Here is a 14,670-nt window from a genome sequence, read left to right on the forward strand (position 1 = left end):
GTATATTGTTAATATATACTATACAAAATACTATGTCAAGAACATTTATTACTATTTTCTCACGTTTCCACCGCAGCTCTTACCGTATCAAGGTCGGCCAACTTAATTATCAATCATTTATTGATTGGTGGGTGTATCATTTTTCTTGCATTTATCAGCAATAAAACTTCGATAATTGATAGTCACCCGCTAATTGTTTTGCCCGAAACAGGTAAAGCTGCAAGCCCGGCCAGAGCAACGCAGCCAGAAATAACAGCGCCGATTTCCTTGCCGGCATTATTCAAATGAAACCAAAGCACCAGATGATGCGCCAACCCAGCGGGCACAAAAAAAGGCTGCCCGTGGGCAGCCTTTTCAGAAATCGATACGCTGGTTTGCCGAAGCGTGCTTAGCGCAGTGCGATGGTTTTGGTGTGGCCATTCACGGTCACGGTGGCCACGTTGTCGCAGGTGCCGGTGCCGTAGTCCAGCGTCATGGTCTTGCTGTTGGTGTTGGTGACGGCAATAGTGCCCTGCACGAAGTATTTGGGGCAGTCGGCGCGCTTGACGAGGGCATTCTGGATGGTAGCGGTGTAGCCCACGTTCTTGCGGTTGGTGCCCGTGGCCGAGCCGGTTACGTTGTACACGTCGTCGGATACCTGCGGGGTGCCGAAACCATTCGTGCAGGTGAAGGTCCAGTTGGCGGTCCAGGAGTGGGTACCGCCGTTGTTGGCGCGGATGATGCTGGCGTTGGTCACGTCAACGGTGAACGAGCCGCCGCCGATATCAGTGAAGGTGCGGGTGGCGGTGTGCTGGTTGTCGTTCACGAAATAGTTGTCGCGGGTGACCACCGCCCCGGCCCGGCGGGTCAACACGTCAGTGGTGAAGTGAACGATGATTTTGCCCCGGCGGTAGCGGCCATCGGCGCACAGGCAATTGGTGGTGCCGAAGTCGATGGTGAGGGTTTTGGTGGCAAAGTCGTAGCTGCGGTTGGCGCAGGTGCCGAAACGGGCTTTGAAGTCGTTTTCGCCGATTAGGTAAGCCGAGCCCTGTACAGTAGGGTCGGCGGGGCCGGCCATCTTCATGGCTTCCGAGCTCATGGCCGTTTCAGAGTTATCGTCGGTGCGGTCTTCGGCCGTGGTGATGTCGTCGGAGGGCGTGGCGTCGTTGTTGCGGTTGCAGCTGGCGGTGAGCAGTGCGCCGCTGGCGAGACAGGCAAAGGCCAGGGAACGGAGAGAAACGGTACGCATGACGGGGTGAGAAAAAGTGTATGAATGGGAATGTTGAACGGCGGTTGTGGTTGGTTGGAAGCAAAGGTGCTACGTGGGTTTAACCCGGCCGTAAAAAAACTTCTCCCGCCCCGCAAAAAACCCAGCCCGGGGCGAGTCGTATAGATGGCATATCAGCCCATCTGGCTTATTATCAACTTATTTCTCATGCGCCCCTTTCCTGCCCTTGCAATGCCGTTGCGGCTGTTTAAATGGGCAGCCGTGGCCCTGCCGCTGCTGGCAGCCTGCTCGTCGGGCGGCGGCAAGGCCGATGCCGTGGACGCGGCGATGGCTCAGAACGAAAAGAAAATTGACGCCGCCGATATCACCAAAAAGCAGGAGGCCGACGCCGAATTCCTAGTAAAAAGCACTAGCAATGCCCTGCTCGAAGTAGAGCTGGGCAAGCTGGCGCAGGCCCGGGCCACCTCTCCTACCGTGCGCAGCTACGGGGCCAGCCTGGTGCCGCAGCGGCTGGAGCTGCTGGGCACGCTCCGCGCCCTGGCCGCCGCCAAGGGCCTGACCGTGCCCGCCGCCCTCGGCGATGACGAGCAGGAGGCGTACCACGAGGCCAGCACCCAGGCCGGTGCCCAGATTGACAAGCACCTGATGGCCCTGCTGGTGAAAGCCCAGAAGCAGGACGAGGATGCCTTCGACGACATGAGCGACGATGCGTACGACGGCGACATTCGCGGCTTCGCGGCCAAGTTCCACGACGCCGTGCAGGAGCAGCTCGATGCGGCCAAAGCAACCGCCGACGTGGCCGAAAAGCTACCATAAGCCGCAGGACTTCAGCAAATTTTCATTGATGCGGATTCATCTTACCCTATCCACTTCACTTCACCAACCCCTTCTCTCGCCATGAAACGCTCGTTCATCACCCTGCTCAGTGCCGCCATGCTGCTGATTGCCGCTGCCGGCTGCAACACGAATGACTCCGTGAAGGAGGCCCAAAAAGTTAACGAAGTGAAAGCCGACAGTGCCACGGCCAACACCAACATGGGCAAAATTGAGGAAAAAGGCATGGACTACGACTCCAAGTTCATGACCAAGGCCGCCAGCGGTGGCATGCTCGAAGTTGAACTTGGTAAGCAGGTGGCAGCCCGGGCCGTGACGCCCCAGGCCAAGGAATTTGCCAAGAAAATGGTATCAGACCACACCAAGGCCAACGCCGAGCTGATGGCGCTGGCGGCTAAAAAGAACATCACCCTGCCCACCGCCCTCGGCAACGACCACCAGAAGGTGCTGAAAGACGTGGCCGAAAAGAAGGGCGTGAAAATGGACCAGGAGTACATGAAGGAAATGCTCAAGGACCACGAGGAAGACGTAAAAGAGTTCACCGACGCCTCCATCAAGGCCTCCGACCCAGACATTAAAGCCTTTGCAGCCAAAACCTTGCCCGTGCTGAAAATGCACCTCGATATGGTGACCAAGATGCGCCCGGCCGTGGATGCGGCCAAGTAAAACCTGACCAGCAGCTACTTACTGGCCGACCCCACGGCCACGGCTTCCCACTGCAACTCGTAGGAGTCGCAGCGCAGGGCGTTGATATTCATGCGAAAGCGGCCTTTGGCCGTTTTGCCGGCAATTTGCCCGCCCAGGTCGAAGCACCACGCCGTGGCCCCGCCGTTTGGCGGCTCGCAGAGGCGGCCGGCAATGGTGCCATTGGTGACAGTGAAAGTGCCTTTGGTGGGGCCGGCGGCGCGCTGGCGCTCCAGCTTGCCGCCGCAGCGCCAGTAGCCATTGAAGGTGAAGTCGCTCACGGTTTTGCCGTCGGGCGCAAGCACGAAGCTCAGGCTGTCGCCTTTCATGCCGTTGAGGAATTTGCCCTTGAACAGGGTGCCCGGTTTAGGCGCTTTGGGTGAGGTGCCGGCGGCGAGGCCCAGCAGCAGGGGAAATAGTAAAAATGTACGCATTTGCAGGAATGAAAAGAGGCCGGAAAAATAAATTTTTCCGGCCTCTTTCGCAATACGTTTCAGTTACGCGGTGGCGTACTTGCTCGTTTTCAACTCCTCGGCCAGGAAACGGGCGGTGTGGCCCTTGCCGGATTTGGCCACCTGCTCGGGCGTGCCTTGGGCCACGATGGTGCCACCGCCCGCGCCGCCCTCGGGGCCGATGTCGATGACGTGGTCGGCCACTTTAATCAGGTCGAGGTTGTGCTCAATGATGAGGACGGTGTTGCCCTTGTCGGCCAGCTTCTGGAGCACATCGGCCAAGTGGTTGATGTCCTCGAAGTGTAGGCCGGTGGTGGGCTCGTCGAGGATGTAGAAGGTCTTGCCGGTGTCCTTTTTGCTGAGTTCGGTGGCAAGTTTCACACGCTGGGCTTCGCCGCCCGAAAGCGTGGTGGCCTGCTGGCCCAGCGTGAGATAGCCGAGTCCTACCTCGTTCAGGGTCTTTATTTTGCGCAGGATGCGGGGCTGGTATTCGAAGAATTCCACGGCCTTTTCCACCGTCATGTCCAGAATGTCGGTGATGGACTTGCCTTTGAAGCGCACTTCCAGCGTTTCGCGGTTGTAGCGGCGGCCTTTGCAGGTTTCGCAGGGCACGTGCACGTCGGGCAGGAAGTTCATTTCGATGGTACGGATGCCCGCGCCTTCGCAGGTTTCGCAGCGCCCGCCCTTCACGTTGAAGGAGAAGCGGCCGGGGCCGTAACCACGGATTTTCGCCTCCGCCATCTCGCCAAACAGCTGGCGGATTTCAGTGAATACCCCCGTGTAAGTGGCCGGGTTTGAGCGCGGCGTGCGTCCGATGGGCGACTGGTCGACCTCAATCACCTTGTCCACCAAATCCAGCCCTTCGATGCTGCCGTAGGCCAGCGGCTCGCGCTTGGCATTAAAGAAATACTGGTTGAGAATCGGGTACAGCGTGTCGTGGATGAGCGTGGATTTGCCCGAACCGGATACGCCCGTCACGGCCACTAGCTTGCCCAGCGGCACTTTCAGGGTCACATTTTTCAGGTTGTTGCCCTTCGCACCTTTCAGCACCAGCTCGGTGCCTTCGCCCTTGCGCTTCTTGCGCTGCATCTCGATGTGCTTCTGCCCGCTGAGGTACTGCGAGGTGAGCGAGCCGGAATTGAAAATCTCCTGCGGCGTGCCCGAAGCCACGATGTGGCCGCCGTGGATGCCCGCGCCGGGGCCGATATCGAGCACGTGGTCAGCGTGCAGAATCATGTCCTTGTCGTGCTCCACCACAATCACCGAGTTGCCGATGTCGCGCAAGTGCTGCAAGGCTTTGATGAGCCGCTCGTTGTCGCGCTGGTGCAGGCCAATGCTGGGTTCGTCCATGATGTAGAGCACACCCACGAGTTGGGTACCAATCTGGGTGGCGAGGCGGATGCGCTGGCTTTCGCCGCCGCTCAGCGTGCGCACCGGGCGGTGCAGGTTCAGGTAGTCGAGGCCTACTTCGAGCAGGAAGCCGATGCGCTTGCGAATTTCTTTGAGTAGCTCGCGGGCGATGACGTTCTGGCGGTCGGTCAAGCGGCTTTCCAGCCCTTCAAACCAGCCAGCGAGGTCGTTCAAGTCCATCACCGACAGCTCGCCGATGTGCTTGTCGTCCATTTTGAAGTGCAGGCTTTCCTTTTTCAGGCGGTAGCCGTGGCACTCGGGGCAGGGCTGGGCCTGCGCGTACTGCGCAATCCACTCCCGAATGTTGTCCGACTCGGAATCCATCTGCCGACGCAGGAAGGGAATAATGCCCTCGAACGGCTCCGAATACATGCCCTTGCCGCTGTCGGCCTCATCCTCTGAGATGCCGTGGAGCAGGCGCTTCAGCAGTTCCTCGGGCAGCTTCTCAATCGGCGTGTTCAGCGTGGCTTTGTTCTTCTTGAGAATGAGCTGGAGCTGCTGGAAAATCCAGATGTCGCGGTACTCGCCCAGCGGCGCGATGCCGCCCCGGCTGATGCTCAGCTTGCGGTCGGGCAGCACCGCTTCCTCGGTAATTTCCTGCACTTCGCCCAGACCGTTACAGGTCGGGCAGGCGCCGTAGGGCGAGTTGAATGAGAACGTGTTGGGTGCCGGGTCGTCGTAGGCGATGCCGGTGGCAGGGTCCATCAGGAAGCGCGAGAAGAACTGCGGCGTGGCCTTTTTCGCGTCGGGGTCGAGCACCAACATGGTGCCCTTGCCGTGGGTGAGGGCATTCTGCACCGAGCCCGATAGGCGGAACCGGTCTTCCTCCTTCACCAGCAGCCGGTCAATCACGATTTCGATGTCGTGGATTTTGTAGCGGTCCACCTGCATCTTGGGCGTAATGTCGAGGATTTCGCCATCGACGCGCACTTTGGTGAAACCCAGCTTGGCAATCTTCTGGAAATCTTCGCGGTAGTGGCCTTTGCGGCCTTTCACCACGGGCGCCAGCGCCACCAGCTTCTTGCCGTCGAAGTGCTTGATGATGTAGTTGATAATCTGGTCGTCAGACTGCCGAATCATCTTCTTGCCGGTGGCGTAGCTAAATGCCTCAGCGGTACGCGCATACAGCAGGCGCAGGAAATCGTAAATCTCCGTGATGGTGCCCACCGTGGAGCGCGGGTTGCGCGAAGTAGTCTTCTGCTCGATGCTGATAACCGGCGACAGGCCCTCAATCTTGTCCACGTCGGGCCGCTCCAGCCCACCCATAAACGAGCGGGCGTAGGCCGAAAACGTCTCCATGTACCGCCGCTGCCCCTCGGCATAAATGGTATCGAAGGCCAGGCTCGACTTGCCCGAACCCGAAATACCCGTGAACACCACCAAGCGGTTGCGCGGAATCTTCACGCTCACGTTTTTCAGGTTGTGCTCGCGTGCGCCGTACACCTCGATGTACTGCGCTTCCAGGTGCTGCGAGGCGGGGCTGTGACCGTTGAGCTGGCCATGTACGTGCTCGGTAACGGGGCCGGCGGCCGGAATTTCGGTGATATCACGCACGGCGGCAGCCGTTTCGGCGGCCGCGGCCGCGCCGTTGGATGCCGGTTTTTTCTTAGCGGCGGCCGGGGCTTTAGGAGCTTTGGCAACCGGGGTAGCAGTGGATTTTTTGGCCATTCAGAAACGCAGCGAATAAGTTCGCAAAAGTACGGAAAGCGCCGCCCGATAGCTAGTCCGGGCCGCGAGATAAGACGAGGAATGACGCCGCGGGGCGTCGGGGTATAACCCCAAACGGGGGGTATTTGTCCCCGGAAATCCTGCGGAAAATAAATCGGCGTTGATTTTGGGCAATTGGGCGAATGTTTTGGGCCAACCAACGGTTGGCGGGGTACTCTGGCACTTGCCTTGCATCTATTGAAGTGGCAGCACCGTTACGGAGCTAGCTTATTTTTTATCAACTCCTTATCATGAAACCCCTCGCAAAATTTGTTGGCGCAGCCCTGGTGGGCGCGATGGCGCTGTTCGCGGCTCCGGCCGCCCAGGCCCAGGTGGGGGTGAATATTAATATTGGCACCCCGGCCTGGGGGCCGCAGGTTCCCTACGGCACGCAGTATTACTACATCCCCGAGATTGACGGCTACTACGACCTCTACAACCAGCAGTACATTGTGTACCAGGATGGTTACTGGGTGCCGCTGCCCGAGCTGTACGGCTACGACCCCTACCAGTTCCACCCGGTCATTGTAGACTATCGCGGGGCCCAGCCCTGGCTGCGGGTCGATTACTACCGCCAGCGCTACGCCTACCAGCCCTATCGTAACTACGGCCCCAGCCGCGCCGGCTACTACAATGGCGGCTATGGCTACGGCCCCAGCTACGGCCGCTCCCGCTACGACAACCGCGGCGGCTACTCCAACGGCCGCAACTACGGCGACCGGGACCGCGACGACCGCGGCGGCTACCGCGGCAACGACAACCGCGGCGGCGACCGTGACAACCACGGCCAGTACCCCGGCGGCGGCGGCTACAACACCCCGCGCGGCAACCCCATGCCTCAGCAGCCCACGCAGCATCCGCAGCAGGGTGGTGGCGGCTACAACCCCGGCCAGGGCCAGGGCAACCACGGCGGCTTCGGTGGCGGCCAGGGCCAGCAGGGCGGTGGCCAGGGCAACAACGGCGGCGGGCGCGGCAATGGCGGCGGCAACAACGGTGGCGGCCGTGGCCACGGCCGCGACTAAGCCCGTTCTATAGTGCGCCCAACTTGTTGGGGCCAACTCTAGTATAAAGCGCCCGGTCCAATCAGTGGGTCGGGCGTTTTGCTTTTGCCTTTAATCATTTCTCTATGAAACTCATTCCCACCGTGCTCTGCGCCATCCTGGTTGGAGGCACGGCGCTTGTGGCCGCGCCAGCCGCCCAGGCCCAAATCAACATCAATATCAACCCGCCCAGTTGGGGGCCGGCCGTACCGCAGGGCTCGCAGTACTACTACATTCCCGAAACTGACGGTTTCTACGACGTGCCGACCCGCGAGTACCTAGTGCGGCGCGATGGCCGCTGGGTGCGCACCCGCACTATTTCGGGCTACAACACGGCCAATTTCCACCCCGTAGTGGTTGATTATGTAGGCGCCGAGCCTTGGTCGCGCTACGACGAGTACCGCGCCCGCTACCCCCGCGGCGGCAACCCCAGCAACGGCGCGCTGCCGCCCGGCCAGGCCAAGAAAATGGGCTACCGCGCCAATCCCAGCAACGGCGGCCTGCCCCCCGGCCAGGCCAAGAAAATGCAGGGCCGCTACGATGACGACCACGGCCGAGACCACGACGACGACCATGGCAAGGGCCACGGCAAAGGCAAGCATTAAGCCGCCGGCTGCACTACGACCAGGCCCCGCCCCACTGGCGGGGCTTTTTGCTGCGGCAGTATTTGGCATCTTCCTTTTAAACAGCGCCGTATTACCCCATTATTTCACTTCGTAAAAAGCCATGAATTTCACCCCAAAAACCCTGTGCGTGGCGCTGGTTAGCGTGGTTGCGCTGGCCCTAGCCCCGGCGGCCAAAGCGCAGGTCAACGTGAATGTGAACGTAGGCCAGCCCGCCTGGGGGCCGCCCGTGCCCCAGGGCACGCAGTTCTACTACATCCCCGAAATCGACGGCTACTACGACCTGTATGCTCAGCAATACATTGTATTCCGCAACGGCCAATGGGTGCCCGTGGCCGTGGTGGATGGCTACGACCCCTACCAGTTTCACCCCGTAGTGCTCGACTACAGGGGCCGCCAGCCGTGGGTGTACGTGGGCGCGCACCGCGACCGCTACCCCCGCCGCGTAGTGGTGGTGCAGCCCCGCCCCGTGATAGTGCGCCAGCGCGGCCTGCCGCCCGGCCAGGCAAAAAAGCTCTATCGAGAAGGCTACCGCGAAGGCCGGCAAAATGACCAGGGTCACGGCAATGGTCACGGCAATGGTCACGGCAATGGCCACGGTCGCGGCCACGGCCATTAAACCACCGCAACTTGCCCCAAACCACCTAAAGGACCGGCCCCTCAGCCGGTCCTTTTTCGTTGGCCTTCTCCCGGGTATGCGTAGCTTTGAAACTGCTCTCCCAGCGGTTATTCCCTTTCCATGGTCTTTAGTAGTACTCTTTTCCTCTTTTACTTTCTACCCGCCTTTCTGCTGCTGTACTACGCGGTACCGGCACGCCTGAAGAATGCCGTGGCCCTGCTGGCCAGCATTGGCTTCTACGCGTGGGGAGGGCTCAGTTTTCTGGCGCTATTCCTGGCATCAGTCGTGGCCAACTTTGTGCTCATCCGCTACATGGATGCGGCCGTTGACCAAGGGCGAAAGCGCCTGTTTCTGCTAATCAGCATTGTGCTGAACGTGGGAATGCTCTTTTACTTCAAGTACGCCAACTTCTTTCTGGATAATGCCAGTGCCATGAGCAGCTTCTTCGGCGGCTCCGGGCTGACCTGGGAAAAGGTGGTGCTGCCCATCGGCATCTCCTTCTTCACCTTCGAAAAGCTGACGTACACCATCGACGTGTACCGGGGCGTGAACAAGCCGCTGAAATCCTTCTGGGACTTCATGCTCTACATCATGCTCTTTCCCAAAATGATTGCCGGCCCCATCGTGCGCTTCCACGAAATAGCGGGCCAGCTCACCGACCGCTCGCAGTTTGATACCATCGACGAGAAGCTGGCCGGCATGTTTCGCTTTATGGTGGGCCTGGGTAAGAAGGTGCTCATTGCCAACGTAATGGCCGAGCAGGCTGACCGCATCTTTAGCTCGCCGGTGCATGAGTTGCCCACCGCCGTGGCCTGGGTGGGGGCGCTGGCCTACACCTTCCAGATTTATTTCGACTTTTCGGGCTACTCCGATATGGCCGTGGGCCTGGGGCGGCTGATGGGCTTTCAGTTTCCCGAAAACTTCAATTCCCCCTACGTTTCGCGCTCCATCACCGAGTTCTGGCAGCGCTGGCACATCACGCTGGGGCGCTGGATGCGCGACTACCTCTACATCCCGCTCGGCGGCAACCGCGTGAAGCCCAGTCGCCTCTACGTCAATCTCTGGACCGTGTTCATTCTCTCCGGCTTCTGGCACGGGGCGGCCTGGAACTTCATCGCCTGGGGGGCCTACCACGGGTTCTGGCTGATTCTGGACCGCCTGTTTCTGCTGCGCCTCTACCGCCGCCTGGGGGCCCTGAGCATCGTGCCCACGTTCGTCATCACCGTGGCCGGCTGGGTGCTGTTCCGGGCCGAAACCCTCAGTGGGGCCCTGGCTTTTTTGGCGCGGATGTTGGGCCAGGCCGCGCCCGCGCCCGATGCGGGCTGGGATGCCACGCCGGCAGCGGTGGTGATTCCTCCGCCCGACTGGCGTTTTTTTGACACCCAGTTCTGGGCCATGCTGGCCCTGGGGGCCTTTTTTGCCTTCATGAACGTGGCTCCGTTCCTAGAACGCCGCAACCTGAGCCTGTACGCGGCGCACACGCTGTCATTGCGCCGCTCGGTGGCGCTGGGGTTTGGGGCCGCGCTGCTGCTGGTGCTCAGCGCCAGCTACATCATCAGCAATTCGTTCAATCCGTTCATCTACTTCCGCTTTTAGCGGCTGGCTCGCCGGGCTTCCCTTTCTTATGCCTCCCTCTCCCAAAACTGCGGTGTATGGCCAGCGCCTCATATTCGCTGGGTTGCTGCTTTTGCTCGCGTGGCCGGCCTTGCAGGCAAATTGGCCCGTGGTGCCCGTGCGGCCCCTCGACGGCGTAACGAATCCCGCGCCTACGCCCGTGTTTAGCTGGGGCGACTTGTGGGACAGTACCTACCAGCCCACCCTGGAAAATTCCCTCACCGAGCAACTGGGCTTCCGGCCCTGGCTCGTGCGCGTGCGCAACCAAGTGGCTTACTCCATCTGGCACAAGGCCCTGGCCGATGGCGTGGTGCTGGGCAAAGACCTGAACCTCTTCCAGCAAAACAGTATTGAGGCGTATCTGGGCCGATATTATCTGGGCGATGAGGAAATTGCCAAGCGCGCCCAGCAACTGCGGCAGGTTCAGGATACGCTGCGGGCGCACGGCACCGAGCTACTGTTTGTTATAGCTCCTGGCAAAGCCCGCGTGCTGCCCCAATACCTGCCCGATGACTACGCCAGCCAATGGCGGGGCACCAGCAATTACACCACCGTTAGCCAGCAGTTTGCCAAATACGGCATCAATACCCTGGACGCGGCCGCCCTGATGCTGCGCTGGCAGGCCGCCCGGCCGCCCTACCCCTTGTTCACGCGCACCGGCACTCACTGGAGCGGCTACGCCACGACCCGAATGGCCGATACGCTTTTCCATCGCATCGAAAGCATGACGGGCCGCGACCTGCCCGATTTTGCCCAGCAAGGCCCGCCCGACGTGGTAACCCGCGCCGCCGAGCTGCGCTACGCCGACAAGGACCTGGAAGATTTATTGAACCTGGCCCAGGAAATCCCGCCCTACCCCACGGCTTATCCGCACGTCGTATTCGGGCCGGCCCAAGGCAAAAGCCCGGTCAATGCAATTGTCATCGGCGACAGCTTCACCAAAAGCTTTTTCACCTTCTATCCCTACTTCGACCGCCTGCTGGCGCCCGAATCCCGGTTCTGGTACTATAACGCATCGGTGACCTGGCCGGAGCAAATCCCCTCCGGCGAAACTCGCCAGGTGAAAGACCTGAACCTGGCGCAGCAGCTACGGGGCCGTCAGCTGGTGCTGATTCTTTCGATGGAAGGCAACCTGACCGACGTTGGGTTTGGCTTTATCAATCAGGCATTCAACCTGTACTGCACCCCGGCGGCGCAGCCCAAGGTGCCATAACAAGCTGGCATTCCGATTTTTGCCAGCAACATCGCCCGATAGAAACAGAAAAGGCGGCTTATTTAAGCCGCCTTTTCTGTTTCTTATCTAACTAAAAGCCCGCGCTTAAAACGCTGCGTTTTTGGGGTAGCGCGGGAAGGGAATCACGTCGCGGATGTTGCTCATGCCCGTCACGAACAGCACGAGGCGCTCGAAGCCCAGGCCGAAGCCGGCGTGCGGCGCGGTGCCGAAGCGGCGGGTATCAAGGTACCAGTCGAGGTCTTCGGCGGGCACGTGCATCTCGGCCATGCGGGTGGTGAGCTTGGTGTAGTCCTCCTCGCGCTGCGAGCCGCCGATGATTTCGCCAATGCCGGGAAACAGCACGTCCATGGCGCGCACGGTGCGGCCGTCGTCGTCCAGCTTCATGTAGAAGGCCTTGATTTCCTTCGGGTAGTTGGTGAGAATGACGGGCTTTTTGAAGTGCTTCTCCACCAGATACCGCTCGTGCTCCGACTGCAAATCGGTGCCCCAATCGACCGGGAATTCGAATTTCTGCTTGGCGGATTTCAGGATTTCCACGGCCTCGGTGTAGGTGAGGCGCTGGAAGGCGTTATCGACCACGAAGTTCAGGCGGGTGAGCAGTTCCTTGTCGTACTGCTCGTTGAGGAAGGCGAGGTCGTCGGCGCAGTTGGCTAGGGCGTAGCGCACTAGGCTCTGGAGAAAGTCCTCGGCCAGGTCCATGTTTTCTTCGAGCTCGTTGAAGGCCACTTCGGGCTCAATCATCCAGAACTCGGCCAGGTGGCGGGCGGTGTTGGAGTTTTCGGCCCGGAAGGTGGGGCCGAAGGTGTAGATGCTGCCCAGCGCCATGGCGGCCAACTCCCCTTCGAGCTGGCCCGACACGGTGAGGTTGGTTTGCTTGCCAAAGAAGTCCTGGGTGAAGTCCACGGAGCCGTCCTCGGTGCGGGGCGGGTGCTCGGGGGGCAGCGTGGTCACGCGGAACATCTGGCCCGCACCCTCGGCATCGGAGCCGGTGATGATGGGCGTGTGGACGTAGAAAAAGCCGTGGTCGTTGAAATACTGGTGCACGGCGAAGGCCAGCGCGTGGCGCACGCGCAGCACCGCGCCAAACGTGTTGGTGCGGGGGCGCAGGTGGGCGATGTCGCGCAGGTGCTCCAGCGAGGTGGCTTTCTTTTGCAGCGGGTAGGCTTCGGCATCGGCCGCGCCCAGCACCGTCACTTCGGTAGCCTGGATTTCGACGGCCTGGCCTTTGCCCTGCGAGGCCACCAGCTTGCCACGAATGGCCACGGCGGCCCCGTTGCTCACGTCTTTGAGGCTTTCCTCGGGGAAATTCCCGGCATCGGCCACGGCCTGGATGGTGTGAATCGTGGAGCCGTCATTTACGATGATGAACTGCACGTATTTGTTGCCGCGGCGGGAACGAACCCAGCCTTTGACGAGAACTTCGCGGTCAAGGTCCTGGCTGGCCAGGAGTTCTTTGACGGTGGACCGTTTGAGGGACATAACTTGCGGGGAAGCGGATGAATCGGCAAAGGTAGGCCGATAAGGTGGTAGCACGGAATGCAACGCGGACTTTGTAATGCGGGCCACACCAACTTTTCATGCCAAACTTTAGTAAAATTGACCTCCGCCCCCTGCTTTCCGTACTTTCGTTATTATGCAACGCCTCGACTTAAAACAGCTCCTTTCGCAAAAGCTTAGCCCGCAGCAGATTCAGTTTATCAAGCTGCTGCAAATTCCTACGGCGGAGCTGGAGACGCGCATCAAGGAAGAAATGGAAGTGAATCCGGCGCTGGAAGAGGACGAGCCCGACGACACCGAAGAGCTGGACCGCGACGATGACGACAGCGACGACTCCGACGACCCGGATTCCAGCCTCGACAACGACGAAAACACGCTGGATGAGGACTTTGATGACCGCAGCAGCAACGATTCGGAACAGGCCGACGAGATGCCGGAGCCCGAAATTCAGCCCAAGGACGAAGGCCCGGCCGATACCGAAGCCAACGCCGACAACACCGACCTCGACCTGAGCGACTACCTCAACGACGACGAAATAGCGGGCTACAAGATGCAGGGCGACGGCCCCGGCGAGGAAGAGGAGCGCGACACGCCCCTAGCCGACACCAGCGGCTCGCTCCTAGATTCGCTGCTCGACCAGCTGCATTTTGCCGATTTGGATGAGCGCCAGGAGGCCATCGGTCAGCAGCTCATCGGCTCGATTGACGGCGACGGTTACATCCGGCGCGACCTTTCGGCCATTGCCAACGACCTGGCTTTTTCGCAGAACCTGGAAGTGACGGTACCCGAGATTGAGGCCGTGCTACGCGTGGTGCAGCAGTTCGACCCGCCCGGTATTGCGGCGCGCGACCTGCCCGAGTGCCTGCTGCTACAGTTGGAGCGCCGGCCGCAGGACGAGAACACGGTGAACGCCGAGCGCATTCTGACCGACACGTTTGAGGAGTTCAGCAAGAAGCACTACCCGCGCATTCAGCAGAAGCTGGATTTGGAGGATGACGAGCTGAAAGAGGCCATCAACGTCATTCTCAAGCTGAACCCGAAGCCGGGCGGCAGCGGCCCCAGCGGCCTGGGCAAGACGCAGTACCTGATGCCCGACTTCATTCTGACGAATGATAACGGCATCTTCAACCTGACGCTGAACGCCCGCAACGCCCCCGAGTTGCGCGTGAGCCCGGCCTACACCGAGATGTTCCGGACCTACGACAAGGCGGCCAAGAAGGACCAGAAAATGAAGGAAGCCGTGACCTTCGTGAAGCAGAAGCTGGACTCGGCTAAGTGGTTTATCGATGCCATCCGGCAGCGGCAGAACACGCTGCTGCGCACCATGAATGCCATCGTGGAATTGCAGCGGGACTTCTTTGCCGAGGGCGACGAAGGCAAGCTCAAGCCGATGATTCTGAAGGACATTGCCCAGCGTATCGGCATGGATATTTCGACGGTGAGCCGGGTGGCCAACTCGAAATCTATTCAGACCGAGTTCGGGATTTATCCCCTGAAATACTTCTTCTCTGAGGGCATTGCCACTGATTCGGGCGAGGATGCGTCGAGCCGCGAAGTGAAGAGCATTCTCAAAGACCTCATCGGCAAGGAGAGCAAGGAGCGGCCGCTGAGCGACGACAAGCTGGAAAAGATGCTGAATGCCCGGGGCTATAACATTGCCCGCCGCACGGTGGCCAAGTACCGCGAGCAGCTGAATATTCCGGTGGCACGGCTCCGTAAAGAACTGTAGAACAATCCGAAACCACACTC

Annotated in this window: 12 protein-coding genes; 8 read left to right on the forward strand and 4 right to left on the reverse strand. The window is 60.2% G+C overall.

The genetic code is table 11. The features are described 5' to 3' along the window. Nucleotides 1-388 precede the first annotated feature (388 nt). The gene (locus ACYU70_RS14980) at nt 389-1,228 is read right to left on the reverse strand and encodes a hypothetical protein (RefSeq protein WP_342297608.1); all 840 of its coding nucleotides are present in this window, start codon (nt 1,226-1,228) and stop codon (nt 389-391) included. A gap of 186 nt (nt 1,229-1,414) precedes the next feature. Between ACYU70_RS14980 and ACYU70_RS14985 the strand changes: the two genes are divergently transcribed. Together ACYU70_RS14985 and ACYU70_RS14990 are read left to right on the forward strand one after the other, a co-directional pair. Next, nucleotides 1,415-2,023 (forward strand): DUF4142 domain-containing protein, encoded by a 609-nt coding sequence (locus ACYU70_RS14985; RefSeq protein WP_342297609.1) that lies wholly within the window; start codon nt 1,415-1,417, stop codon nt 2,021-2,023. 81 nt (nt 2,024-2,104) lie between these two features. Beyond that, nucleotides 2,105-2,707, forward strand: a complete 603-nt coding sequence (locus ACYU70_RS14990) for a DUF4142 domain-containing protein (protein WP_342297611.1) — start codon at nt 2,105-2,107, stop codon at nt 2,705-2,707. A gap of 14 nt (nt 2,708-2,721) precedes the next feature. Here ACYU70_RS14990 and ACYU70_RS14995 read toward each other — a convergent pair whose 3' ends face one another. Together ACYU70_RS14995 and uvrA are read right to left on the reverse strand one after the other, a co-directional pair. Further along, the gene (locus ACYU70_RS14995) at nt 2,722-3,159 is read right to left on the reverse strand and encodes a hypothetical protein (RefSeq protein ID WP_342297612.1); all 438 of its coding nucleotides are present in this window, start codon (nt 3,157-3,159) and stop codon (nt 2,722-2,724) included. A gap of 63 nt (nt 3,160-3,222) precedes the next feature. Continuing rightward, nucleotides 3,223-6,255, reverse strand: a complete 3,033-nt coding sequence (uvrA, locus tag ACYU70_RS15000) for an excinuclease ABC subunit UvrA (protein WP_342297613.1) — start codon at nt 6,253-6,255, stop codon at nt 3,223-3,225. Nucleotides 6,256-6,545: 290 nt separating this feature from the next. Here uvrA and ACYU70_RS15005 point away from each other — a divergent pair, with 290 nt between their 5' ends. The 5 genes from ACYU70_RS15005 to ACYU70_RS15025 all read left to right on the forward strand — a co-directional run bounded on the left by ACYU70_RS15005 (nt 6,546) and on the right by ACYU70_RS15025 (nt 11,403). Further along, nucleotides 6,546-7,316 (forward strand): hypothetical protein, encoded by a 771-nt coding sequence (locus ACYU70_RS15005; protein ID WP_342297615.1) that lies wholly within the window; start codon nt 6,546-6,548, stop codon nt 7,314-7,316. 104 nt (nt 7,317-7,420) lie between these two features. Beyond that, a complete protein-coding gene (locus ACYU70_RS15010) occupies nt 7,421-7,939 on the forward strand; it encodes a hypothetical protein (protein ID WP_342297617.1) in 519 nt (172 codons plus the stop codon). A 121-nt stretch (nt 7,940-8,060) separates the two neighbouring features. Then, on the forward strand, nt 8,061-8,576 hold the full coding sequence (locus ACYU70_RS15015) for a hypothetical protein (RefSeq protein ID WP_342297618.1): 516 nt from the start codon (nt 8,061-8,063) through the stop codon (nt 8,574-8,576). A 120-nt stretch (nt 8,577-8,696) separates the two neighbouring features. Next, nucleotides 8,697-10,172, forward strand: coding sequence for an MBOAT family O-acyltransferase (locus ACYU70_RS15020; protein ID WP_342297620.1), 1,476 nt, complete (start codon nt 8,697-8,699; stop codon nt 10,170-10,172). A 28-nt stretch (nt 10,173-10,200) separates the two neighbouring features. Next, nucleotides 10,201-11,403 carry an alginate O-acetyltransferase AlgX-related protein gene (locus ACYU70_RS15025; RefSeq protein ID WP_342297622.1) on the forward strand — a complete coding sequence of 401 codons (1,203 nt, stop codon included), beginning with the start codon at nt 10,201-10,203 and terminating at the stop codon, nt 11,401-11,403. Between the two features lie 105 nt (nt 11,404-11,508). On the opposite strand, the gene asnS is transcribed toward ACYU70_RS15025, so the two are convergent. Further along, complete coding sequence (gene asnS / locus ACYU70_RS15030) at nt 11,509-12,903, reverse strand: asparagine--tRNA ligase (protein WP_342297623.1); 1,395 nt, start codon at nt 12,901-12,903, stop codon at nt 11,509-11,511. 154 nt (nt 12,904-13,057) lie between these two features. On the opposite strand from asnS, the gene rpoN reads away from it, so the two are divergent. Next, nucleotides 13,058-14,650, forward strand: a complete 1,593-nt coding sequence (gene rpoN, locus ACYU70_RS15035; protein WP_342297625.1) for an RNA polymerase factor sigma-54 — start codon at nt 13,058-13,060, stop codon at nt 14,648-14,650. The last annotated feature ends 20 nt before the right edge of the window (nt 14,651-14,670 follow it).

Source organism: Hymenobacter segetis (genome assembly GCF_054776495.1).